Below are 24,285 nucleotides of genomic sequence, written 5' to 3'. Positions count from 1 at the left end.
TCCTTACTGCTTTCGTGTGCATATACGCACAAAAATAGTGCGAATTAGCACACACAACACATGGATATAATATGTACCTTTGCCCTCAGGCTAAAGGTAAGTGAATATATCTGGCTTACTTTAGCATCATTACATGGTAAGATAAGATGTACGAGATGTATAACCGGTACACGACGAGTTGTACAACTGGTATATCCTATCCTTTAAAGGAAAGTAAATTAGCTCGTAATATAACATGGGACAGCTTGGAAAGATATTAATTGTAGACGATAACGAGGATGTATTGTTCGCCCTCAATCTATTGCTCGAACCTTATACTGAAAAGATTAAGGTGGCTACTACTCCCGATCGTATCGAACACTTCATGACTACGTTCGGTCCGGACATCATCTTGCTCGATATGAACTTCAGTCGTGATGCCATCAGTGGCCAAGAAGGATTTGAGAGTCTGGAACAGATTTTGAAAATCGATCCGCAGGCCATTGTGATCTTTATGACGGCTTATGCCGATACGGACAAGGCCGTGCGTGCCATCAAAGCAGGTGCAACGGACTTTATCCCCAAACCATGGGAAAAAGAAAAACTGCTGGCTACACTTTCTTCGGGCATGAAACTCCGGCAGTCACGCCATGAAGTGAATATGCTGAAGGAACAGGTAGAAGTGCTGAGCGGACAGGGTGGACCCGAAAATGAGATTATCGGTGAATCGGCGGCTATGCAAGAGGTGTTTTCAACCATCAACAAGTTAAGCGAGACGGATGCCAATATCCTGATTTTAGGTGAAAACGGTACCGGAAAAGATGTGATTGCCCGCTTGCTGTACCATTGTTCTCCCCGATACGGCAAACCGTTTGTAACGATCGACCTGGGGAGTATTCCCGAACAGTTGTTCGAAAGCGAATTATTCGGATACGAGAAAGGTGCTTTCACCGACGCACGCAAAGCAAAGGCGGGACGCATGGAAGTGGCGACAGGGGGTACTCTGTTTTTGGATGAAATAGGTAACCTTTCGCTCCCTATGCAATCAAAACTGCTCACTGCGATAGAGAAAAGGCAGATCAGCCGGTTAGGCTCTACTCAGTCGGTACCTATCGATGTCCGCCTGATCTGTGCGACTAATGCCGATATCAGGGCAATGGTGGATGAAGGTAACTTCCGTCAGGATCTGCTCTATCGCATCAATACGATAGAAATTCATATTCCTCCTCTACGGGAGCGTGGCAACGATGTCATTCTGCTGGCTGAGTTCTTTTTAGAGCGCTATGCCCGCAAATATAAGAAGGAGATGCACGGGCTGACGCGCGAGGCAAAGAATAAGTTGCTGAAGTATAATTGGCCGGGCAATGTACGCGAGTTGCAGCATACCATAGAGCGTGCCGTGATTTTGGGTGACGGCTCCCTGCTGAAGCCTGAGAACTTTCTTTTCCACTCTTCTGTCCGGCAAAAGAAAGAGGAAGAGGTACTCAATCTGGAATTGCTGGAACGGCAAGCAGTAGAGAAAGCCATGCGTCTGAGCGAGGGGAACATCACCCGGGCAGCCGAGTATCTTGGTATCACCCGTTTCGCTCTTTATCGCAAACTTGAAAAACTGGGCTTATGAAACGTTATTCCATCAGTGTGGTGCTGCACATTCTATTGTTGGTGGTGCTCTCCATTGGAGGATACTTGCTGTTCTGTTACGAATTATGGTTCAGCACTCTGATTGTGGGCATCCTGCTGATCGCTACAGGCGTTCATCTCTATTCCATCCAGATGAAATTGGCAGGCATGATGAGACGGCTGACAGACTGCATCCGCTTCAATGACATGACGCAGAACTTTCAGCCGCCGTTTAAAAGCAAGATGATGGTTGAACTGGCGGACGAACTCTCTCAGACGCTTAGGTTGTTCCGCGGACGCCTGCTCGAGGAAGAAATCAAGCATCAGTATTACGAGAACCTTTTAAATAAGGTAGATACGGCTGTGGTGGTGACCGACCGTTCGGGCCGGGTGGAATGGATGAACCGTGCGGCCGTGGTACTGGTCGGACAAGAATCCCGGTTGCCTCAGGAGTGGCTGACCACTTCCTGGAACGAGACGCAGGTGGTACGCATCCGGCAGCAAGGAACTTCGGTAGAGATGGCGGTATCCTGTACTTTGTTTGCCGCACAAAATAAGGAAAGACTGTTGGTCAGCTTGAAAAACATCCATTCGGTATTGGAACGTAACGAGATGGAAGCCTGGCAGAAGTTGATACGGGTATTGACTCATGAAATAATGAACTCTATCACTCCTATCATTTCATTATCCGAAACATTGAGTGAGCGCGGAATACCCGAACGGCTCAGTGAGAAAGAATACAGAGTGATGTTGCAAGCCATGCAGACCATCCATCGGAGAAGTAAAGGTCTGCTCGATTTTGTGGAAAACTACCGTCGGTTGACTCGTATCCCCACTCCTGCCTGCACATCGGTAGCGGTGGATGAGCTCTTTTCCGACCTCAGGAAACTCTTCCCTGATTCGTTCATTCATTTTGCAGCAACACACAGGGGGGCCACTCTGTACATTGATCGTGCCCAGATAGAGCAGGTGCTGATCAATCTGATTAAAAATGCCAAAGAGTCCTGCGGACAAAATACTGCACCGCATATAGAAGTAGAGTTGGAACAGGTCCCCGGAAAAGTTTGCAGTCTTATGGTGCGTGACAACGGTGAGGGCATTCTTCCGGAAGTGATAGACAAAGTATTTGTTCCGTTCTTTACGACCAAGCCGTCGGGGTCCGGCATCGGGCTCAGTTTATGTAAGCAGATCATGAATCTGCATGGCGGTACCATTACAGTCTCCTCAGAAATAGGGAAAGGAAGTTGCTTTACATTGATGTTTCCGGGAAGATAGGGGCTGTTAACCCCTATCCAATCCGCTCATGTCCGGATTAAGTTCTTTTACTGCATCGCGCACTTCTTTCTTGGTGGCTTCGCTGTAGCTTCCGGTTTGCTGTACGGGAACTTTGTCTTTAAGCACTTTTTCAGCCTTTTTTTGTTCTTCTGATGAAGCTTTTTCTTTTTCGGTATTCATAAGTCCGATCTCCTTTCTTTTATTAATAATGATATAAACGCCATTACAGATGGTTGGTTCACTATGTTTTAGTTATTTTCTGTTTCCAATTCTTTAATTTCTTTGTTGAGAAACACCGATAATATGGTTCTTACAACGACAATACCTCCCAGAATAATCAGTTCGTTCATTGTAGGTTCCAATACCGTTTTCAAAATGTCCGAAGCGATTAGGAACTCCAGTCCCAACAGTAGGTAAGTGCCGAACACGGCTCTCAACTTCCGGATATTGGTCGGAGTGTAGGTTCCGGTTATTCTCTTCAGTTCATTGATAATGAAAGAGATAATGGCAACAAGCGCACCATAAGTCACGATCAGTAAACTGATGACACTGATGATAGTAGCAAGCAGATTTAAAAATTGTGTAAGCATAAGAGTTGTTATTTTTGTAATGGATAAAGTGGGTTACCTGTTTCGTCTACTTCGGTCCAGTCCTTTACGCTGACGGAGGGAATGGAAACAGAACTGCCGTTGATCACCGCACTGAATAAGTAAGAATCTCCGGCTTTCAACTCTCCGCTTGGGACAGGGATCTGAACGCTATAAGTTTTCGAATTGTTGTTTCCATCTGTTTCCACTTCAAGCGTAAGTGTCATCGGATCATTGGTTTGCAATGGAAGCATGATATATTGCGCCAGAAATCCATTAATGCCCATTTTATCGGGTTTGTCATATGATGTTGCGGGAGGAATAACTCCGGTGGAGAGTGTCATGTTCGCTCCTGGAACCGGCGGAGTGATAGTAGCTGATAGTAGCCTGCTTAATTGAATACCATCTCCGGCAGAGACTTCAACAACAACTTGTGTACAGGCATGCTGGAATACAATGGGAATATTGATCTGTGCACTGCTTACATCCTGGTCGGTACTGCCCCACCAAAGATAATCGATGCCATTGAATAAAGGTTCTGACTCTTGTCCGGTAAAAGAAGGTGGTATGGTTGAGAAGTTGTCGGATACAGCGTAAAAATTATAGATACCGTTCGCAAGATACATTTTATACCCGTCTTTTCCGGATAATACCCCCGGAGAGGAAGTGATGTACAATCCTTCGGCAAACAGAGTTTCCTGACTGGTGGTACTCTGTGTCTTTTGATAGGCGTACAAAGTGCTTTTGATTCCTTTTTTCATAGGAGACATGGCACGGGTCAGGTTTCGGCTTTCGACAGAAGCATTGAAAGTGACGAGTGTCGTCTCCTTTTGTGGAGTTTCGGGAAGGTTATCTTCTCCGTTGCCATAAATAATAGTGGTATTTTTGGCACAGCCGCCTATAAACAAAGCCATACCGGCAAAAGCAATGAAATACATAGGTTTAGGAATTCTAAGTCTCATGATATTTGTTTTTATAGTGATGTTTCTGTATTATACGTTTGAAACGGGATTTAGTTCACAGCTTTCGGAAATATTGCCGGAAAGTACCGTTTAAAATCTATCTAATAGTATCAAACTTCATTAACAGAGAGAACTTTTTCTATGTTTTATTGTCATTATAGCATAACAATAAAATGTAGAACATATGGCTAAAGTAATTAATAGGGATGTACCTATCGCAGAAGAAAATACCACCCTGACCGGTCAGCCGGCATCGAACATGTATGATGACTGGAGTGAAGAGATGGTGGATCGTGCAGACAATGTGTATGATGATACCAAAAAGAAGCCTGCCCAAAGCAAAAAGATAAGAGAAAAGAAGATCAAGGAAATAGATGAAGTTATCAAAGAGGATCTTGAATAACTTGTCTCTGTCGTGTGTTTAGCATAAAAGTCCTGATTCTGACGGAATCGGGACTTTTTAGGTTAATAGCTTCTATTTTTCTTATATATCCAAATATGTGACTGATAGGATGTTAAAAAATAAATATGAAAAAATACTTCTTTCACTATTGCATATTTAAAAATAGTCCCTATCTTTGCACCGCTTTTGAAAGGAACTTCCCTGTAAGAACGGGGTGTAGCGCAGTCCGGTTAGCGCACCTGCTTTGGGAGCAGGGGGTCGTGGGTTCGAATCCCGCTACCCCGACGAAGAAAAGAGAGGTTCTTGAAAGAAGCGTATCGGGGTGTAGCGCAGTCCGGTTAGCGCACCAGTTTTGGGAACTGGGGGTCACAGGTTCGAATCCTGTTACCCCGACAAGGAAATAACGCTGATAATTAAGTTTTAAAACTTGGCTATCGGCTTTTTCTTTTGTCCGATAGCCATCTTAAAAAAAAGGGTGTTTTTGCACATTTTTGATTGTTCGAGATTGAAAACGCTGCAAAATCCCTGCAAATTTAATTATGGCATCTATAAAATTCTACTTCGACCAGCGTGCGAAACGGAAAGATAATAAGTTTCCGTTGAAGGTCAGCATTTCGCACAAGCAGCAATTCGCATTGATAAGCCTTGAAGTGTTCTTGTTTCCCGAACAATGGGATGCAGGGAAAGAAAAAGTCATAGGCCATCCCAACAGATTGTTTCTGAATAACTATATAGCCCGGCAAAGGCTTAATGTTGAAACGGAGTTATTGAACTTGAAAGCATCCGGTTCCTTGGATGCACTAACCGGGAAACAAATAAAGGACAGAATACAGCAAGTTTTGAACGGCCATACGGAAGAAGTCAAAAACACTCCCCCTCTGTTCGTAGAACGTTGCAGGAAATTTGCAGGGGAAAAGACGAACCCAAGAACAAAAGAGAGCTATTTATATACTCTTAGCAAAGTCATGGCCTTCTGCGATAAGCCGGAAGAACTGACATTTGAAGATATATCGTTTACATGGCTCAAAGACTTCGATTTCTACTTGTCTGAAACGTCTGCCGTTAATTCTATCAGCATACACATGAGAAATGTTCGTGCGGTCTTTAATGACGCTCTAAATTCGGAAGTAATCACTTGCTATCCTTTCCGCAAATATAAGATAAAAAGCGAGGCCACTGTAAAAAGGTCACTGTTACCCCAGCAACTCGTTACTTTCAGAGATTACCCATGCGAAGAACATCAAAGGCAGTATTTGGATGCGTTTATGCTCACCTTTTACCTTATTGGGATAAATACCATTGACTTATGTAATTTAAAGGAAATACGCAACGGGCGCATTGAATATCGCCGGGCGAAAACAAAGAAACTGTATTCAATAAAAGTAGAGCCGGAAGCAATGGCGATTATTGAGCGATACAGAGGAAAAGGGCAACTTTTGGATATTCTTGACCGATATACTAACTACAAGGATTACGCCCATAGACTTAACGAGAACTTGCAGGAGATTGGAGAAGTTAAACTTGTAGAGAAGGTCATCAAAGGGAAAAGAAGGCAAGTAAAGGAACGCAAACCATTATTCCCGGATATTACGACGTATTGGGCGCGCCACACGTGGGCTACGATAGCCCATAAAATAGGCATACCGAAAGATACAATATCAATGGCTCTTGGGCATGAGTTCGGATGCAAGACTACCGGCATTTATATTGATTACGATATGGAAAAAGTGGATGAAGCAAACCGGAAGGTGATTGACTATATTAATAACTTCGGAAAATAGAGTTATTTTTATCAAATCTTTGCGTAGTGAGACTTTCTTGCGTCCGCTTGATAACTTATCAGCAAGGGAAAGAAAATCAATTTAAGGCAAGAAAAAGCCCGGACTTTGGAAGAAGTTACCGGGCTTTTAAGCGGAATAAGCACTTAGTGCTATAATCCACAACAACGATGCAAATATAATCATTTATTTGTAACCACCTTCCGTTTTTTTAATTTTCTTCACTATATAGAAGATAATTAATGCAAGAAAGGATAATGCAAAGGCACACCAGCCTATTTGTTTGAATTGGGTGCTTTCTTCCCTTTCATCTTCTGTCTCACTATTTGAAGCCTGCTGTTCGTTTCGGTTGGTATCTTCTGAAACTCCTTTATTAATGTTTGTTTCGGATGATGTTTCCGTTCTTTTTGCGGTTTCTTTTTTCGTGGTGGTAGTTTCCTCACTCTTAATTGGAGGTTTCCCGGTTTCCGGGTCAACTGGCTTTTCAGTATCATATTCGGTTTTTGTTGTGGTGGTTACTTCGGTGATTTCTTCTTCTCCTTTTGACTGTTTAACCTGCTTTACAGACGTTGTATCAGTCATTTGCGTTTGCTCGCAACTTTGCGCAAAAGAATTGCTTTTCGTCGCTGATTTATGCGTTCCACAAGAAGCGAAAAGAACCAGGACAAACAAAAGCTGCAACGGACATCTTAAAATGCACGATGCAATCAATTTCAAAAACTTATCCAACATATTGCAAGCTATTAATACGGTTCAACCACCCTTTCTTAAACTTGTTATTCGCCGGACGTTTACGGCAAATATCTTCAATGAATTGTATGCGAGCCTCACTGATTTCCTCAAACAGTTCTTTGGGGTTTCGAGCGTTCAAGGCTGCAAGTGTTTTGGCTCCCACAATTCCGTCAGCGGTCACACCAAGAACTTTTTGAGGTATCTTGATTCCATTAACCCCCGAAGCCCAAACCCAATCAACAAGGATATTAGCAACTGACTGCGATTTAATGTTATCGGCCTTCCATCTATCCCAATACAGTGTTTTAAGAATTTCCGTCCAATCTTTGTCCGATAGGTTTTTCAATCTTTCAACTGTTGGTGCTGGATAACCTTTCTTTTTGCAATAAGTCGCATAGGTTCCAATAGTTACACCTCGATTAGTAGCCCCGCCCAAATCGTCCGGGTCATCCACAAAGCCGCCTTCCCATCGTAGGATGAACGGCGCAAGTTTCGTTACATCAGCCATTTTTGACCTCCTTTTCTGAATTTAAGTATTCGGCAATAGCCTTCGCAAGTTCTTCCGGCTCTGCCTTGTTTTTGGCAATTTCAGCCGCTAAAGCTGCTACTTGTTTCATTTCCCTACGTTCCTTGTCGTTTGCTGGCTCCATGATACTTTTCACTTCAATAGCACCTACGAAGATTGCCCCAGCAAAGACGATAAACGGGAAAAGCGGCGCACTCCAACCGCTAAAATTGTTTAGATACCAAAAGCCCATAACCTGCATTGCATCAAGCACAAGCAAGGCCAATAGCATATTGTAATACCGGGCAATTTTAGCGGTTGTTCTTTTCCATCCATTGCTTGTAATAGGTTCCCCCCTCAATTTCGCTTTTCTTGTACCTGCCCAAAAGTCAAATCCAATGAAAAAAAGCGGAGTAATCAGTATTACAAGCGTAATGAAAAGGACAATGATTAATTGATTGTAATTTTCCATTTCTGTACTTTTTTCCTCAAAACTACCAAATAACGCTTACAATGGAAGCGTTATTAAGATACAATTAACCCTCTTTATTTAATTAAGTATTAGAAAGGACTTTTGTATCATTCGATACTCTGAACCATTTTTTAAGAAACGCACTGTATCTCATAACACAAAATGCGGAACCGCCTTTATAGCACGCTATTTGAAAATCTTCCACTTTAATGGCAAACCATTTCCACTTATCATCTTTGCCTTGATTGGCATATAGGCCGTTGACTATAACAGTCAGTTCCATACCGTCCTCAATAGCACCCTGCAAATGTATTCTTCTTGCATTTTTTGTAATATTAGGATAATTCAATATCAAATTATTGTAACCCAAATTACAATAGTAATGACCGACATTACCACCCGCTGCCTCCCAACTTGGCCCCGGATTAACGAAATCAAAATTATCAAATGGGTCTTCAGGAACATCTAATGTGCTATCTGTTGGCATATTTATTGTTATGAATGGTGTTTTTATTCGTCCATTTACCATCAAGTTACCCACTTTATCCCATGAAATATTTTCATTTGCTAAATAACCGCTTCCGTTCTTGTTTAAACAGATGCTTTTATTCCCCACTATAAGCCCGTTGGTGTTAATTATATTGCTAATAAGCTGGGAAGTAACTATTGCAGTAGCTTCAATCAACATAGTATTAATCTTTCCCCCACTGATAATGGTTTTCCCTTCTGTTGCAGCCTTTTCCAAAGCTGCAAAATTGGCATACCCAAGGTTTTTAGCAACATTGTCTTTGACGGTCAACGAAATGCCATCAGCATGATTATAGGCTTCATCCGAATACCCTTTCAGCGTGTCTTGTATCGCTTTGTAGGCAGCTTCTACGGCAGTATTAAAGCTGGCGTAGGCAGAATTGAAGGCTGCAAACTTACTGTCAACGTCCTTCTTTTCCGCCGCTGTCGTTTTACCGTCGGAAATGGCGGTGTTTATTGAAGAAATAAGGTTGCTAATGGCACCGAAAAGCGTCACCTTTGCATTGAGCAAGTTCGTTTTGGGTGTCCCGGACAAATAAGCATTTGTATATAGCTTGTTATACGTGGCTTCAACAGCCGATTTCGTTGCATTTACAGTATTGATATATTTTTCAATAGCTTTTGCCTCCGAGTCTTCAATAATTCCATCAGCGAACGCACCATCTACATAGCCATTCAAATCGACAACGGCCTTATTTGCTTCGCCTGCACTATTGGCGGCGTCTGCGGCAGCTTTCGCAGCATCCTTGGCAGCTTGTAGGGCTTCATCCGAATACCCTTTCAGCGTGTCTTGTATCGCTTTGTAGGCAGCTTCTATCGCTTGGGACATAGAAGAATACGCGGCGTTGAAAGCTGCGTATTTGGCATCCACATTTTGCTTTTCCGCTTCGGTAGTTTTTTTGTCTGCAATCGCGTCACTAATGGCTTTCAACAAATCGTCAACAGCACCCATAAATGTAATTTTCGCATTGAGCAAATTTGTTTTAGGTGTACCTATGAGATAGATGTTTGAATACAATTTTGTGTATGTAGCTTCCACGTCAGCCTTGGCCGATTTAACTACATTTATGTACTTTTCAATGGCCTTCGCTTCGGCCTCTGTGATGATACCATCCGCAAAGGCTCCGTCAACATATTTATTGAGGTCTGAAACTGCATCGTTCGCTTTATTGGCTGCATCGTTCGCGTTGGTAATATCCTTGCTTACTTCTTCCCATTCGTCAAGGTTCTCCAATCCGGATGAACCGGAAGCAAACTTAATTTTGCCTCCAATTTCTTCTTTTATGAGGTCAAAGTAAGTTGTTCCGCTTGGGGAAACAATGCGTTCAGTTGTCACCCTTCCCGGAAGAATTTCGGTAAACCCGTAAAGCTCAACAAAACTTCTTGTACCGTCATACTCGCTGTTTAATACCCCAACAAGTAAATGATAATAGCCACTTATTTGCTCCATTTTGATTGCGGTTTCACTCAAAAGAAATGTGCCTGTTTCCTCCGTCTTGCTCACCTTGGCATATAGGTAATACTTGGCATCTTCGTCAACCAACGACGCTGAATTGTATTCGGCCATCTGCCAAAACTTGTATTCATTCGTCTTATGAGAAGAAGAAAGGATTTTAATATCAAGCGTCATGTGTTGAATGAGACCGGAAGGAACGTGCAAAACTCTGGCTACTTCATCATAAGTTATGTTATGAGAAACTTGTACCGGGTTCGCCTTCGACATAACAAAACGAAACTGCAAACTTTCATCGCCAACCAATAACTGCATTGTCTGAATAGCTATCGGATTGATAGCCCCCGAAAAGTTCAACAGCGCATCTTCGAGCATCCGCATGGTTTCCTTTGCATCCCGGAACCTGCGTTTGGTAAACTTCAATGCGTCCTTATACTTGTCATCAATAATAACTTCATTCTGTCCCGGCTTGTTTAAGTCGCTGGATATGGAAGAACCCGCCGTTGTGTTTGATAGTTCTATTTCCGGCATATACGGCTTGTTTACATATCGTTTCACTCCGGTAATACGAATTAAGGAGCCTTCCTTCATGAATTGTTCATCGGAGAACAGAACATAACCGCCCAAGATTATCTTTCCGCCTATCTGTAACCAGCGTTTCTTTGCCCAAATCCCGTCAAGGATTCCGGTGAAAATGAATGTTTTATCTTCATGCTCATAAAGATACTTCGCGGCCTCTCTGAACATATCCCAGCTTGCACCCGTTCTTGTGGTATTATCGCAAATGTAAGCATCAGGCAATTGGATGCCAAACACCGCATAGGTATCGCCCGGCTGGGGTGTAAATGTTGAGCCGTCGGGCATGGTAATTCCGTCTATCTCTTGCGGAATAATCTCAAAGCGTTTTCCGGCCTTTTCCTTTCCCGCAACGGTCTTAGGCTCATGGAAGTATTTTACTTCAAATTCGCCACGTCCTGCAAGCATACCTGTTTGGAAGATGATAGTCATGTTTTCACCTTCAATCAAGTAATCATTAAAGTTTAAATCATCCGGTATCGAGTTGTCAATGAAATCATAAAAGTTCTTTTCTGCATCAACCTCAATAACGCTTCCAACTGTACCTTCCCGGCTGGGGTAAATCTCCGAACAATCCAAGCTATCTTCATGTGCGGTTGTTAATGCCCTATTCGCGTTCATTACAGAAAGCCCGTCAGCGGAAGTTATGTATGTTCGGCCTCCGTAGTTCAATGTTTGAGACTTCGGCAGAAGGAGTTCTTTGTTTCCGTATCTGCTGAAATCAATATTTCTGTCTGTACCCTGTACCAAGAGAATTTCAACCGGGACATCGCCCGTTTCACGTCCAACGCCTGTCTTAAATCCGTTTCCCTTCCCGTATGAGAGAACAAGCGGATTATTCTTGTTGTACTCAACTTTGCGTAGATGAACCGTTTTGTTTGTTATCTGCCATTCCGTACCCAATTGGCTTGCAAAGTCATTAAGACCGTCAAAAATGTAGGTATGATTGTATTCAAAGGTAACTTCTTTCCCTTCAATACATTCGCCCACACTCCAACCGCTACTACGGCGATTGGCATTTGAAACTAATAGTTCCAAGTGCTCGCGAGGCGTTGCGGTATATGAAAACTTTATTCGATTATCAACCGGATTGCGGATTTTCCATAGCTTCAAATCCGCTTGGTCTGTTTCCAAAATCAGCGTATATTCAAAGTTACGGGTTCCATGCTTCGTGAAATTACTATCTTTTTTCAAAGAATAATATTCCCCGCCAAAGGAACAATAAGAACCTACCGGGATTTCAATATATTCAGAGGATGAAAAGTAAAGCGTTAAGCTGTTTTCACCCATTATAGCGTTGTATGAATAGCTGTCATCCGTTACCGGAAGAACTATTTCTTTATTTCCATTGTACAGTGTAATCATAGTTGTTACCTTTTATTCCGGCGCGCTTTCTCAAACATCTTTTCAAGTTCTTTCTCGTTTGGCTCAAAAGCATCGCCCGGAGCGTCAATCAAATAATAAGCTCTATCATCGCCAACAGAAAACATACAGCTTTCGATTGGGAATACAATTTCTCCGGTGTCCTGCTGGTGTTCGCGACAATCTTCAAGGAAATGTGTCAGCACTTCCGAAGAATGCCAGGTAACGCATAAAACACCCGATATGCGCAATTGCATACGGCAATAAAATTCGCAATTCCTCACGTTGCTCTTTTCTTCTTTTTTGAAGTCGATAACGTCGAGTTTAACCCGCTTATCAATAAGCTGGGTTATATCAATATAGGAGCCGCGAAAGCCGCCCCTATATTTTACGGCAATAGAACTAATCTTTGGCATTACTCACCTGCAAGAATTACGTCAATTTGTTCATCAGTAAATCCATTCTCAGATAAAACAGTTCTCCATTCTTCCTCTGTGGGTTCATGGTCTGCTTGTACGGCAACGAAATCAGCACAAGGGACGGCCACGATAGCGCGTTGCTCGTTGTCCTCTGCTGTTTCTTCCTGCTCTATTTCGCGGTGATTGTAAAACCGTCTGTATTCGTCTATTCCCGGTTGAGGTACTGACAACTTCATTGTCTTTACTTCTACTTCCCTTGGCATATCTGTCGATGCGCCGAAAAACTTCACTGTGCTCATTTTTTAATTGTTTTAAAAGGTTATAACTATCACAATACTTCAACATTCCTAAATAGCTGCAAATGCTGTTTCTTTCATACATTCCGTTGATGGCCGGACGTTTATCAAACTCATTTAATTTGCTGGCAAAGCGCATTGATGTTGCTTTACGTAGCCGAATATTGTCCTTATTCACTGCATATCCGCAAAAGTCAATTCGCCGGGCGTTTATCGGAAATACTTCTACCTTTCCGAAGGTGATACCAAATTGAGCCGCATATTTTTTCATTTGAGGTATCCATTCTGCCGCCTTTTCTTTGCTTTCGCAAATAATAACCATATCATCCACATAGCGGGCGAAGTATTTCACGCCAAGCATCTGCAGAACGAAATAGTCAAAAGGTGTCAAGTAAAAGTTGCCATTATTCTGCGAGGTCAAAGCCCCGATAGACACGCCAACTTCACTTTCCGGCTGATAGCTCCTTATTACTTTCTCAAATAATCGTAGAGCCGCCTCACCTTTATATTTCCAGCGTATAAGCTCAATCAACTTCTGTTTGTTGATGTTGGGATAATACTTTTTGGCATCCAGCTTGATTACATACTCAAAGCCGCTTCGGTGCAAGTCTTTACGCACTTGCTTGTTGGCTTTTAGCGTTCCCCTGCCTTTAATGCTTCCAAACGTCCGGTTTATAAATTTCCGATGAAGGGAAAAGTGATAAACCAATGCTTGGTGTACAATCCTATCTTCAATTCCAACAGTATGAATTTGCCGCCATTTACCCTCTGTAAATAGCCAAAAGGTACGGCCAGCATCCGGTTCCCAAGTTTCATTAAGCAACCGCCTTTGTAGGCTCTTTAGGTTTGCTGTTAAATTGTTTCCAAAATCAATAACATCTCTGCGTTTGTCCTTCCCATCGCCCGTACTGCACAAACGCCAACCATTGTACAGGCTGTTAAAACTCGCTATCTCCTTTAAATCGACAAATGTTCTTTTACTCATAACATTTCATTTAGTTTTATAGAAGGTTGCTTCCTTCTATGCGGGTGGCTTTCATACCTGCGTACAACTGCATCGCTACTAACCAACCGTCCGTGTAGCATATTTCACTCGCCCTTCGTTTTTTGAATCCTGTCCGGGCGGCAGGGAATTTCCCTGCAATTAGTGAGGCCACTTGCTCTCCGAGAAAATTGTTTTTTTAATATCTTTACTTCGCTGCTACAAAGCATTTAGGAGTTAGGGCACCCCCGTAGTTCGCGTTCGAGTTCGAGGCAACGTTGTTCGAGTTCAAAACCGACACACCAAGTTCGGCACCGTTGTTCGCACTACCAACACCAGCGGGAGTTGAGAGCAAAGCCCACGGGACGGACAAGCCGCCCCGATTTCGATTTCAATTCATTCGGTTTTCCGATTTCCAAGACCGATTTTGCTTCACTTCGTTACGCCACTACCGAGCCATCGGGTGTCGTGTCGGTCGGATCATCGGAAGCAAGGGCACCCCCGCAGTTCGCGTACGAGTGCGAGGCAACGATGGTCGAGTACAAAACCGACACACCAAGTGCGGCACCGTTGTGCGCACTACCAACACCAGCGGGAATATAAACCGTACCAGCACCGGGAGAAGCAACACGCCAAAACCTATCGCAATGTCCGGTTGTACTTGAACCGCCCAACATGGTAGGTATCAAGGTGTCTTCAAAATCTTCGAGAATATAACCACCATCTGAATACCCTGATTGTACAGCGGGTTCCGTACAGATAGCTTCATAGTCTGCGGTAACAGTGAAGGCAATCTTTGAAAGGTCTTTGCAGCGATACCAAGTGCCGTCCTTCTTCAAATATCCGGTTTCCCAAATCCAATATGGCCCGGAAAGCATATTTTCACGCCATAACCATTTACAAGGTTTTACCGTTACTTGCGAAGCGGCGGAGTTGGTGACACTGATGCTCTTTTCACCTTTGTGCCCGGTAATACTCATAGTTTCTCCGGTCTTATGGAATTGGGCGTATGATGATTGCCCGCCGTTATCCGCCTGCGTGAATTTACCCCACCAATCCCAGCTAACAGTTGAAATACCGGCATAAAGACTTTGGGAATTGAACGTTTTTTCAAGCAACCAAAAATACATTCTGTACACTTCCCGGTCTTGGGTTGCTATATCACGGAAGTTTTCACCAAGGTTCTTGGCAAACTGATGATACTGTGTCAAGTTGTAGCTTTGAGTAGTCCATTTCCCGGCATTGGATAAAAGAACTTGCTTTCCGCCTTGCGTTTCTACGGTTCCGCCGAAAAGGTTGAGAAAACGGCGGCGAACATACTTGTAGCCTCGTACCTTCTTAGTTGAGAACTTGAAAATCTTCTCGTTTGTCACGGCATTGTATTCATACTTCTTGTAAAAACCGCCACACCGTAACATGGCCTGCAACGTCCAATCGTCAAGCGTAGCCGGAAGTCCGTCAACGGTCTTTGCAATGTCATTCCCATTAAGATAGGCTACAATATTGCTATTGCGGTCAATCAGTACCGGATATGCCGTTGCTGCAATGGCATCAATCATACCTACATTGTCAACGATAACGGGCGTTGTACTTGTCTGTCCGCTGTATCGTTTCAGAGTGACGCGGTTCAAGGGAACATCTGGGTAAACTCCGTTGCTATCCGGCTGGGCGGACGCAATCTGTTCGAGCGTACAACGCTTTGATGTACCGTCTTGAACTATTTCAATACTTTCCGCACCTGTCAAGGTGGTTACTAATTGCATTTCTGAAATCTTCATATTACATTGATATTTAAAAGTTTAACATTCTATTGCTGTCCCGTCCTCTGCTGTTCGGGCTGTTCCGTTCTCTGTTGTTCGGGCTTGAAGTGCTCTAAACTTCACTGTTACTTGTTTCCAAAGGGCTGATGATATTGTGGAAATAACATTGATAACCACATTTCCGGCCTCTGTGGGCGATGATACAACCCCATCGGGAGTAACTGAACCTTTCCCGTTTAAAAGCTGGAAAATGACGCTCTGATTGGCTGTTTTGGGAAACAAATCTTTTCTTATGATAGGCGAAGAACCTACAACGGCGTTAATCGTTTCCTCAACTACAAGGGTGGCTGGTATTCCGGCGAATACATCAACGCCGCTAATCTTTGAAACAAGGTCATAAGCATCTTGCGCGGTTTTTGTAGCGGTTCTTACTTCGGAAAGAAGGCCGCGAAGGGTGGCAAGTTCCGTTTCTGTGCCAGCAATAAGGCCGTTTACAACTTCGGCAGCGGCATTGGCACTACTTGCGGCTGAACCTGCATTTGCGGCCTGTTGTGTGGCTTGAACAACGGCAGCTTCGGCCTTCTTGACAGCTTCCAACGCCTTGTTGGTTGCGTCCAATGCTTTTACGGCGGCTTCGGTTGCTTGCGAACCTTTCGCGATACAACGCCACCAAGCCGTTTCAGTTATGGCGTGCCCGGTGTTTTCGTCCTTCAATGATAGGTAGCAACTATCATCTGTTACGATGAAGTCAAGGCGAGCGTATTTGACTGTGCTCGAATAACTTCCCTTGTCTGTAAAGGCAACTTTGCCCAATGGAATTTTTGTCATAATCGTATTTTTTAATTATCCAACATTCAAAACCAGCATCCCGGTAGCTTCGTCAAACTTGAAAAGTTGCGGGCTGACTTCATCTTCAAAGCTCATATAGAGCACCAAATCGTCCTCTATGGCGAAGGTGGGATAAATGACACCGCCTTTCGCAAGTACACCCGTATCAACGTAGGCTTTCTTGGTTTCATCCCATTTCCACCAATTACCATTGTCGCCCATCTTCGGCGGATTATCCGCCTGTTCCTTCGCCCGGCCAGCCTGTGTATTAGCGTTCCCGGTAGCTGTCTCTGCGTTTTTCTTGATAGTGGCAAATTCAGTCACGCGGTTCTTCTCAACATCAACACGAGAAGTTTCCGCCGTAACACGGGCGGTTTCAGCGGTCACGCGGGCTTTCTCCGCATTAGCGCGGTTTGTTTCGGCAGAAGCGCGGGCGGTTTCAGCATTGGCACGGGCAGTTTCAGCCGTAGCTCGCGAAGTTTCGGCGGTCACGCGGTTCTTCTCAACAGTCACGCGGGCAGCTTCGGCGGAAGCACGGTTCTTTTCTGCATTAACACGGGCGGTTTCATTGCTTTGCCGGGTGCTTTCGTTCGCCTCAATTTGCTTCCGGGAATTATCCGCCGCCGTTGCTGCATCATTGGCCTTCTTCGTTGCCGCAACTACGTCATCATAAGCCTTCTTGATAAATTCAAGGCTCACCTTGACGCTTGTCTGTACACCGTTCACCATCTTAACGCCAATGGTGTACAATCCTACCATGCTATCAGCAAGCGTTAATTCGCTGATTTTCTTCTTTTTAATTGGCATAATCTTTCAAGTCTATATAATATTCACCGTCCTCTGTTACAATCAATTCGCCAGCCTCCGTAGCAAGAAGGTATTCAACACCATTTACCCGAAAAGAAGTAAAAGTCAATGTCAAGGTAAATTCAAGCCAAACCCGGTCACCGGATAATAGCTGAAACTTAGAAGCTGATAAGCCATTGAAATAGCAGGGATATTCTTCGCCAAGGCTTTCAACGTACAAATAGCGTTCTGAATCCTTGTATTCGTAACCTTCGTTGTCGTACTTCGTCGTGAGCTTTGTTAAGTCATATACAAGCGCATTAAGGTTCCGCCACATGGTTGTTACATTTCGGCAGCGCATCCAGCATTTCAAAGCAACATTCTTCTTTTCAAACACTACTTCTTTACCGTCATAGGTTACACCTGATTGGCTGGGAACATCAATCAAAAGGTTCTTCTTCACAGAAGGCATTTTGATTATCTCTGCATCGGAACCGTCCAAGATGAAAACGCCATAATCAGAGAACATTTTCCCGTCAATGTCGTAATCTTCCTGCGCTGGTATTCCGCCATCAAATAAAGGCTCCAGGTAGTTGTACCCTTTCATCGGAAAATCATCGGAGAAAGACAAGGAAAACGTTTCTATATTCCGGTGTATTTTCTTGCTGGGATTGGAAACTAAACGTAAATGCCGGGCGCATCCCGCTTCGATAAAATTATATTCATGGTAGGAACCATCGGAAACAAGGGCTATAAAGTCCATCGTCTTGAAGTAATCGCAGCAATAGAAATTAATGCTAAACTCCAAGGCGTTGAGGACGGGCGATGATAGGTCAACTTCTTCGCCATCATCTTCCGGCCAAACATTCTTGTCAAGCTCTTTAAAGCGGGGAAAGGCTATCAATCCATTGTAGCCGTTATTGGCAACAAATAAGCCATACGCCAAATAAGCGTCCTTTCCGTCAATGTAAAACTTCCCTTTCATGATGTTACTTCTTTATGGTTACGCCTCTTGTATTGATACTTTCTACCCCCTTTTTTATTGAGTCGTTTTGCTCTATGACCTTATCAGTCTTATCGCATAACTCCTTGGTGTTCCGGTCAATACTTGTCAGCTTTTCAAGTGCTTGTGAACTTACAGCAACAAGAACTTTCACGTTCTCGTTAATCGTGTATGTATGTCCCTGTATAGTGGTTACACGCCCACTCATTTCATCAACGCTATCCTGTGACGCTGTAATCCCGGTTTTTGAACTTGCTTTCCGTTCTTCTTCGTCCGGCTGGAAAATATTAATGCCTTTATTAGCGGCCATTTCTTGATACTTTTGCAGAAGAGCGTTAAACGTTTCTTGTTGGGAAAGAACCCCGCTTGTAAGCCCGTCAAGGATTGACACGTAACTATTGAATTTTTGTTCGTCGGTTAAACTGTCATCTTTCATAACTCCAAGCATTTGTTCCTGTGCCTGCTCGATATACGGTGCAATGGTAACGGTGTAAATCATTTCCTTTGCAAGTTTTTCAAGCATCCCGGAAACGCTTTTAGTAAATGCTTCGGCAGCATCCGTCCCGTTCTTAAAAGCATCTACAAGGGCATCGCTCATTGTATTACCCAATTCGCCGAAGATGTCAGTCAAGTAATCCTTTACAGCCTGCAATGCTTCTTCGGCCTGCTTTGAGAGGTCAATCATGTTCTGCAACGCCGCCTTATCTTCGTCGGACATCGTGCGGGTGCTTATGATTGTTTCGGCAAGCGAAGCATTGAACTTTCCGTTTTGGTCTATCAGTTTTGGGTAAACGCTAAGAATAGATGAATAAATGTCTTTTCCCTTTCCCCAGCCAAACAGACCTGTTTTCTTGTGTCCGGTCTTTATCTCAATATCAGCAAGACCGGCATACGCTTGTTTTAAAGCTGCATTTGCATCCTTTACACCGAAATACCTTTGCATGAAAGTCGCTTTCCTCTGCTCTGCTTTCTGTGCATAGGTTCCGGCAAGTTCTTTGTTAAGGTCTGCAATGGCTTGCTTCATGACCTTTATTGCGTTCGTTGCCTTTCCGTATGCGTCTGTCCCGAATATGGTTGTTGCTCTTTCATATTCTAAGTTTTGTTGCATCAGGAGAAGGTTGTATGCGCGTTGCTGGGAAATGGTTTCTTTCATTATCTCCTTCAACGCGGCTTGGTGTCGAGCTTCTGCAGCAAACGCCTTCCCGATGAAATTTGCGGCTTCACCAACAGCGGCGGCGATACCGCCAACAATACCACCTTTGGCGAACCCTTCGCCGATGTTTGAAACAGCACTCATGACATCTTGCACTGTGTCCATAGCTTCGGCGGCTCCATTGTTCCCCATCGCTTCAAACATATCAGAAAGACTTCCGGCCATATTGCCCACCATGTTAGCGGCTTCGGCGGCAGCTTCGCCAATTTTCGCAAGTTTGGCCTCCGTTGATTTGTTCCCGCTATCTTCGCCGGATTTAAACAAGTCCTTGATACCTTTTATCAAAGCGGAAAACGGGTTCTTCTTCACCCCAGCCGAATACAGTTGCTCAACCGCGTCTTGTATGGCCTTTATATCTTTCGGGGACGCTTTCAAGGCTTTTAGCTGTTCAGCGGTGAACCCGAAATTGGGTGTAATATCTTCGGCCTTCGTCTTGGAAAGGTAGGAAAGCATTTGTTCTGTTTGAGACATAATTTTATTTATCTCTGAAACAGATTTATTAGATGCGCCCTCAAACAGTTTAACAAGCAAATCTGATGATTTCTGCATTGTGGCAATCTCTTCATCATTTACGCTTTTAATTGCCTCCTTGCGCTTAATTTCAAGCTCTACAAGTGCAGCATCCTTCACGTCTTGGGCAATATCTTTTCCGTCAACCGTTTTCCCGTTCTCAATGGCTTTCCGTTCAGCGTCATACTGTTTGTTGATTTCAGTACGGCGTTGTTCGTAGTTCTTGTATTTATCAAACAAATCCTTCAACAGCTTATCATTGGCCGTTTTTTGGTATTCGTTGGCAACATCGGTGTATTCCTTCAACTGCTTTTGCTGGGATGCAGACAAATCGGCAACGGTAGAAGAAGGAGTGAAAATTTTGCCTTCTTTTTTGTAGTTGGGATTTTCGTTAATCCATTCCTCACGCTGCTTGTCTTGAAGCTCTTTAACCCATTGTTCTTGGCGAAGTCTGTTTGCTTCAATCAGCCTATCATAATTGAGGTCAATTTGTTCTTTCTCCTTCTCAAAACCTTCTTTCAAACCGTCAATACGAGATTGGCGAATTTCAAACGCTGACTGCTTTTCTTGGTTAGCAAGCTCTTTGTCATATTCCGCAATTTTTTGCAGGCGTTCGGCTTGTTCAACTTTCAATTCGTTGGCTTCTTCCTGCGCTTTCTTGGCGGCATTTTCTTTTTTAGAGCTTGTTTCACCGCCCATATTCTCATACTTCTTCTTGGCGGCGGCTTCTTCCTGCCTGGCTTTTTCCAAAGCGGCTTGATAGGCAGCTTCATCCGGGTATTTTGTGCGGTCATTCCGCCCGGCAATTATGTCTTTCGTGGCCTTCTTCGCGCTTTCCCATGCTGCTTTGGAGTCTTTCAAAAAGTCTTTAGCTGCATTTTCCTGCAATGATTTGGCACGTTCGTTAAGCATTTTAATGCGCTGGGCAAGTACATCGGTACTCACGGGAACGGCTTCCCCTTGTATCTTCGCCCACTTCTTCCCGGTATCTTTAGCAAGTTTGAGAAGGCTGGAATAATTTTCAGCCATTTTCTTTGCTGTATCAGCGTTCATGCTGCTTACAGTAGTTTCCCATTTATTTTGCGCGTCGGCTCGAATTGCTTCTGTGTCCTTGTTTATAGTACCTTCCATTGATTTTATCATTTCTTCAATGGCAGAGTTGTATAGCTGGAAGGTGCCGCGACTTTTCTGCACTTCCGGCTTGTATTTCTTATCGAGGTCGGAATACTTCTTGAAATCGTCATCGGACATTCTCATGCGGCCATATTTAGTGTATTCCTTGCGCAATCTCAAATATTCCTTTAAGTCAGAAAGACGCTTCTTGTCATCGGTCAAGTTCTCGACACCTTTCAAGGTTTTTTCTTCGCGGAGTTCATTGTTATAAGCCTTGCGCGCTTCCGTAAGGTGCTCAATCAGTTCTTTTTCAGTTTTATATTGCTTGAAAATAGAAGGCATTAAGACCTTTAACTCATTGAACTTTTCGTGCTTTTCTTCCTCCGTTGTATTTTCGTCCTGAATAGCTGTAATAAGTTCCTCAATCTTGGCCTTGCGCTGTTTTAATAAATCGGCCTGCGTTTTCTCTCTATCGTTCACCCGTTCCAATTCATCGGCCAATACGGTGCTGCTCTTTGAATAGGCCAAAGTTGCTGTTATCAATGCACCCAAAGCGACAGCCGCAAGAACATAAGGATTGGCAAGCATTGTTTTATTGAGTAACTTTTGCGCCTTCTCTGCGAGCATAAGAACTTTGATATTCAATGTTTGGGAAATGGTGTAACCCTTTTCGGCTTCGGTTGCTAAGATAACAGCAACTTTGTACATTCCATAAGTAGCAATCATTCCCATTAAAATACCGCCCAGCTTTTCGTAGTTCTTAACGGCAGTAGTCGCAAGCGAAATTCCTTCTGTAATAACGGTTTGGCCTTTCTCGCCCATGTCGTTAAGTGCATCTTGTATCGCACCTTCCAAGTTGGAAATACTACCACGAATACCCTTGCTTTGCTTTTCAAGCATACCGTTGAACTTGCCGCCTTCGGCAGTGGCATCCGCAAAGGCTTTGGCAACCATATCGGCAGAGATAGCCCCCTTTGACATTTCATCTTTGAGTGTCGCAACTGATTTCCCGGTAGTCTGCGCCATTACGGTAAGCGGGTTGAAACCGGCATTAATCATCTGCAAAAGGTCTTGCCCCATCAGTTTGCCCGTTGCGGACATTTGAGCGAAAGCAAGCGTCAATGAATTAAAGCGGTCTGCATTACCCATTGAAATATCGCCTATCTGTTTTAAGGTTGGCATAACCTTATCCAAGTCAAGGCCAAAGCCAAGAAGTAGTTGACCGCCTTTTGCAAGGTCATTCAACAGCAACGGAGTATTGACCGCAAAATCTTTCAGTTCGGAGAAGAAGGCGTTGGCCTTATCTTTACTTCCTATAAGGGTTTCAAAGGATATTTGAAAGCTCTCAATTTCACTTCGTGCGTCAATGATGGCTTTCCCGAAATCTTTCAAGGCTCCCACAGTGAAATATCCCGCAATCCCGGCACCTATGGTACGGAAAGTTTTGTCAATCTTCGCACCTTCGGACACAGCTTTGTTCCCGATAGACTGAAAAGCATTTTCAGCCCGTCTTGCATCCCGGAGCATTTGATTTATATCCAGCCCAAGGGAATAACTTTCTCTACCGTTGTCAGTGTTCATCTTACTTCTTCTTCTTCGTCAAAATCATTGAAATTATCCGGGTTGTTAGCGTCAATACTATCGTCCCATTCTTCCTGTTCACTTGCTCCGTCGTAGCTGGGCAATGAATAACCGTACATGATTAAGTTTTCGTAGCTTATTTCATTCAGAATGTAATCCGGCGTTAATCCAAGGTTTTTAGACATTCCGAGAATGACAGCCCAAATACTATCGTTTAGCTCGCCTTTTCCTTTGTTCTTCGCAGTATGTTCGCTTCGTTTAGGGAAGTTATAACACTGAAAAAAAAAGCGATATGCTGCATTTCAAGGGTTTGTGAAATCAGCGTCAAAAGTTCCTCGTTGGTGCAGTTATCCAACAGTTCTTGGGCAATCTCCTTTTGCTGGTTTACCTCAAATGTTTCAACCTTCTTGTAAAGGCCGAAGAAATGTTTGGTAACACGTTGCCGTGTGGCAATAAGACCTTTTCTGCCAAGAATAAGGATTGCGGCAATATCTCCGATAGCTTCGCAATCTTTGGCGTAGGCAAGCACATACGACAATACTTCATTCTCGCTTTCTATGAAGGGAGCAATGGGCAAAGTAGCAATGTACTTCGATACCTCGATAATCGTACCAGCAGAAGGACGGGCAACGGTGTAAACCTTATCGCCCAGAGTTATTTTTGTAGGTTCCTGCAAGACTGCATCAGAAACTTGCTTTTCAATTGTATTCTTCATAAAAATGGAGTTTTAAATTTAGTGAGCTTCCGGGAGTTGAACCCGGCTTTCACCCGTGCGGGTGCGTCCTTGCCGATGAACGAAAGCCCAACCTTTTACGCTCCGGCCTGTGTTGCCGGAACAATGGTTTCTTTATCGTCTGCCGAAATGGTAATTTCCGCAGCACGCTCAACACCTGCATTTGCAGTCACTTTGGCCGTTATAACCTTTGCGGAAACCGTAACCGTACACCAACTTGCAGAGGACTTGGCCGTAACAGCACCCGTTGATGTTGCGGTTATGGTTTTCCCGGTTGTATCAGCCGCCTTCGTAAAGTCTAATGAAGTAGGCGTAACCGTCAGCTTATTTTTTTTTTTGAACCTTGAATACCACACATCCGTTGCGCCTTTCAAGATTTCAAATTCAATGTCTGCATAGTTTCCTTCTTCTTCACTCCAACCGGGCTTGTAGCTGATGTTGGTCTTGGGAGCCTTTATACCGATAGCCCCCACATTCTTGGGGGTTACTCGCACAGAGAAATCACCATCTACAACGTGAGTTTTGACGTTGAAATCTTCGCCGGAAACGGCACCAAGTCCAAGAGTTGTCAAAAGGTCATCGTCTGGTTCAATTACACGGGTTTTGAGGACAAAACCGCCTTCAAGCTGTTCCTTCGCTACGGTCTTGCCGCCGCTGGCCTTCGCTTCGAGCGTATCACCGTCGGAAGGCTCCAAAGAGGACGATTTATCTTTAATCGTACCAATGCTGGAAAAACTTGCCGCAATAGCATCATCCGCGCCCGTCTTACCAATTTCAATGACGCATTCAGACCACGCCATTATTTTCTTTTTATTAGCCATAATCTTTG

Annotated in this window: 21 protein-coding genes and 2 tRNA genes; 6 read left to right on the top strand and 17 right to left on the bottom strand. The window is 43.8% G+C overall.

Annotation, left to right across the window (positions count from 1 at the left end):
- Window positions 1-235: 235 nt before the first annotated feature.
- Both FDF36_RS02620 and FDF36_RS02615 read left to right on the top strand, forming a co-directional pair.
- Window positions 236-1,600 (top strand): sigma-54-dependent transcriptional regulator, encoded by a 1,365-nt coding sequence (locus tag FDF36_RS02620; protein ID WP_220390228.1) that lies wholly within the window; start codon window positions 236-238, stop codon window positions 1,598-1,600.
- On the top strand, window positions 1,597-2,874 hold the full coding sequence (locus FDF36_RS02615; protein ID WP_220390227.1) for a sensor histidine kinase: 1,278 nt from the start codon (window positions 1,597-1,599) through the stop codon (window positions 2,872-2,874). The genes FDF36_RS02620 and FDF36_RS02615 overlap by 4 nt, the downstream gene beginning before the upstream one ends.
- Before the next feature lie 6 nt (window positions 2,875-2,880).
- Here the strand turns inward: FDF36_RS02615 and FDF36_RS02610 are convergent, their stop codons facing one another.
- The 3 genes from FDF36_RS02610 to FDF36_RS02600 all read right to left on the bottom strand — a co-directional run bounded on the left by FDF36_RS02610 (window position 2,881) and on the right by FDF36_RS02600 (window position 4,423).
- Window positions 2,881-3,054 carry a hypothetical protein gene (locus tag FDF36_RS02610; protein WP_220390226.1) on the bottom strand — a complete coding sequence of 58 codons (174 nt, stop codon included), beginning with the start codon at window positions 3,052-3,054 and terminating at the stop codon, window positions 2,881-2,883.
- Window positions 3,055-3,122: 68 nt separating this feature from the next.
- Entirely contained in the window at window positions 3,123-3,464 is a 342-nt protein-coding gene (locus FDF36_RS02605; protein ID WP_220390225.1) for a DUF1622 domain-containing protein, read from the bottom strand.
- A gap of 8 nt (window positions 3,465-3,472) precedes the next feature.
- Window positions 3,473-4,423 (bottom strand): fimbrillin family protein, encoded by a 951-nt coding sequence (locus FDF36_RS02600; protein WP_220390224.1) that lies wholly within the window; start codon window positions 4,421-4,423, stop codon window positions 3,473-3,475.
- A 184-nt stretch (window positions 4,424-4,607) separates the two neighbouring features.
- Here FDF36_RS02600 and FDF36_RS02595 point away from each other — a divergent pair, with 184 nt between their 5' ends.
- The 4 genes from FDF36_RS02595 (at window position 4,608) to FDF36_RS02580 (ending at window position 6,607) form a co-directional block, all read left to right on the top strand.
- The gene (locus FDF36_RS02595) at window positions 4,608-4,826 is read left to right on the top strand and encodes a hypothetical protein (protein ID WP_005777804.1); all 219 of its coding nucleotides are present in this window, start codon (window positions 4,608-4,610) and stop codon (window positions 4,824-4,826) included.
- Between the two features lie 210 nt (window positions 4,827-5,036).
- A tRNA-Pro gene (locus FDF36_RS02590) sits at window positions 5,037-5,111 on the top strand.
- Window positions 5,112-5,144: 33 nt separating this feature from the next.
- Window positions 5,145-5,219, top strand: a tRNA-Pro gene (locus tag FDF36_RS02585).
- A 146-nt stretch (window positions 5,220-5,365) separates the two neighbouring features.
- The gene (locus FDF36_RS02580; RefSeq protein WP_220390223.1) at window positions 5,366-6,607 is read left to right on the top strand and encodes a site-specific integrase; all 1,242 of its coding nucleotides are present in this window, start codon (window positions 5,366-5,368) and stop codon (window positions 6,605-6,607) included.
- A 183-nt stretch (window positions 6,608-6,790) separates the two neighbouring features.
- On the opposite strand, the gene FDF36_RS02575 is transcribed toward FDF36_RS02580, so the two are convergent.
- The 14 genes from FDF36_RS02575 to FDF36_RS02510 form a co-directional block, all read right to left on the bottom strand.
- The gene (locus FDF36_RS02575) at window positions 6,791-7,336 is read right to left on the bottom strand and encodes a hypothetical protein (RefSeq protein WP_220390222.1); all 546 of its coding nucleotides are present in this window, start codon (window positions 7,334-7,336) and stop codon (window positions 6,791-6,793) included.
- Window positions 7,326-7,844, bottom strand: a complete 519-nt coding sequence (locus FDF36_RS02570) for a glycoside hydrolase family 108 protein (RefSeq protein ID WP_220390221.1) — start codon at window positions 7,842-7,844, stop codon at window positions 7,326-7,328. The genes FDF36_RS02575 and FDF36_RS02570 overlap by 11 nt, the downstream gene beginning before the upstream one ends.
- Window positions 7,837-8,313, bottom strand: a complete 477-nt coding sequence (locus FDF36_RS02565) for a hypothetical protein (RefSeq protein ID WP_220390220.1) — start codon at window positions 8,311-8,313, stop codon at window positions 7,837-7,839. Before FDF36_RS02565 ends, FDF36_RS02570 begins: the two co-directional genes overlap by 8 nt.
- A gap of 82 nt (window positions 8,314-8,395) precedes the next feature.
- Window positions 8,396-12,235, bottom strand: coding sequence for a hypothetical protein (locus FDF36_RS02560; RefSeq protein ID WP_220390219.1), 3,840 nt, complete (start codon window positions 12,233-12,235; stop codon window positions 8,396-8,398).
- Window positions 12,236-12,240: 5 nt separating this feature from the next.
- On the bottom strand, window positions 12,241-12,648 hold the full coding sequence (locus FDF36_RS02555; protein ID WP_220390218.1) for a hypothetical protein: 408 nt from the start codon (window positions 12,646-12,648) through the stop codon (window positions 12,241-12,243).
- A 111-nt stretch (window positions 12,649-12,759) separates the two neighbouring features.
- Window positions 12,760-13,932, bottom strand: coding sequence for an RNA-directed DNA polymerase (locus FDF36_RS02550; RefSeq protein ID WP_220390217.1), 1,173 nt, complete (start codon window positions 13,930-13,932; stop codon window positions 12,760-12,762).
- A gap of 437 nt (window positions 13,933-14,369) precedes the next feature.
- Window positions 14,370-15,707 carry a hypothetical protein gene (locus FDF36_RS02545; protein WP_220390216.1) on the bottom strand — a complete coding sequence of 446 codons (1,338 nt, stop codon included), beginning with the start codon at window positions 15,705-15,707 and terminating at the stop codon, window positions 14,370-14,372.
- A gap of 21 nt (window positions 15,708-15,728) precedes the next feature.
- A complete protein-coding gene (locus FDF36_RS02540) occupies window positions 15,729-16,517 on the bottom strand; it encodes a hypothetical protein (protein WP_220390215.1) in 789 nt (262 codons plus the stop codon).
- Between the two features lie 15 nt (window positions 16,518-16,532).
- On the bottom strand, window positions 16,533-17,324 hold the full coding sequence (locus tag FDF36_RS02535; protein ID WP_220390214.1) for a hypothetical protein: 792 nt from the start codon (window positions 17,322-17,324) through the stop codon (window positions 16,533-16,535).
- The gene (locus FDF36_RS02530; protein WP_220390213.1) at window positions 17,314-18,288 is read right to left on the bottom strand and encodes a hypothetical protein; all 975 of its coding nucleotides are present in this window, start codon (window positions 18,286-18,288) and stop codon (window positions 17,314-17,316) included. Before FDF36_RS02530 ends, FDF36_RS02535 begins: the two co-directional genes overlap by 11 nt.
- A gap of 4 nt (window positions 18,289-18,292) precedes the next feature.
- Window positions 18,293-22,723 carry a tape measure protein gene (locus FDF36_RS02525; protein ID WP_220390212.1) on the bottom strand — a complete coding sequence of 1,477 codons (4,431 nt, stop codon included), beginning with the start codon at window positions 22,721-22,723 and terminating at the stop codon, window positions 18,293-18,295.
- Window positions 22,720-22,908 carry a hypothetical protein gene (locus tag FDF36_RS02520; protein ID WP_220390211.1) on the bottom strand — a complete coding sequence of 63 codons (189 nt, stop codon included), beginning with the start codon at window positions 22,906-22,908 and terminating at the stop codon, window positions 22,720-22,722. The genes FDF36_RS02525 and FDF36_RS02520 overlap by 4 nt, the downstream gene beginning before the upstream one ends.
- A 29-nt stretch (window positions 22,909-22,937) precedes the next feature.
- Window positions 22,938-23,438, bottom strand: coding sequence for a hypothetical protein (locus FDF36_RS02515; protein WP_220390210.1), 501 nt, complete (start codon window positions 23,436-23,438; stop codon window positions 22,938-22,940).
- A gap of 95 nt (window positions 23,439-23,533) precedes the next feature.
- Complete coding sequence (locus FDF36_RS02510; protein ID WP_220390209.1) at window positions 23,534-24,277, bottom strand: BACON domain-containing protein; 744 nt, start codon at window positions 24,275-24,277, stop codon at window positions 23,534-23,536.
- Between the last annotated feature and the right edge of the window lie 8 nt (window positions 24,278-24,285).

The organism is Bacteroides fragilis, from assembly GCF_019583405.1.
Classification (GTDB): domain Bacteria; phylum Bacteroidota; class Bacteroidia; order Bacteroidales; family Bacteroidaceae; genus Bacteroides; species Bacteroides fragilis_B.
This window is presented reverse-complemented; position numbering and strand designations above follow the sequence as displayed.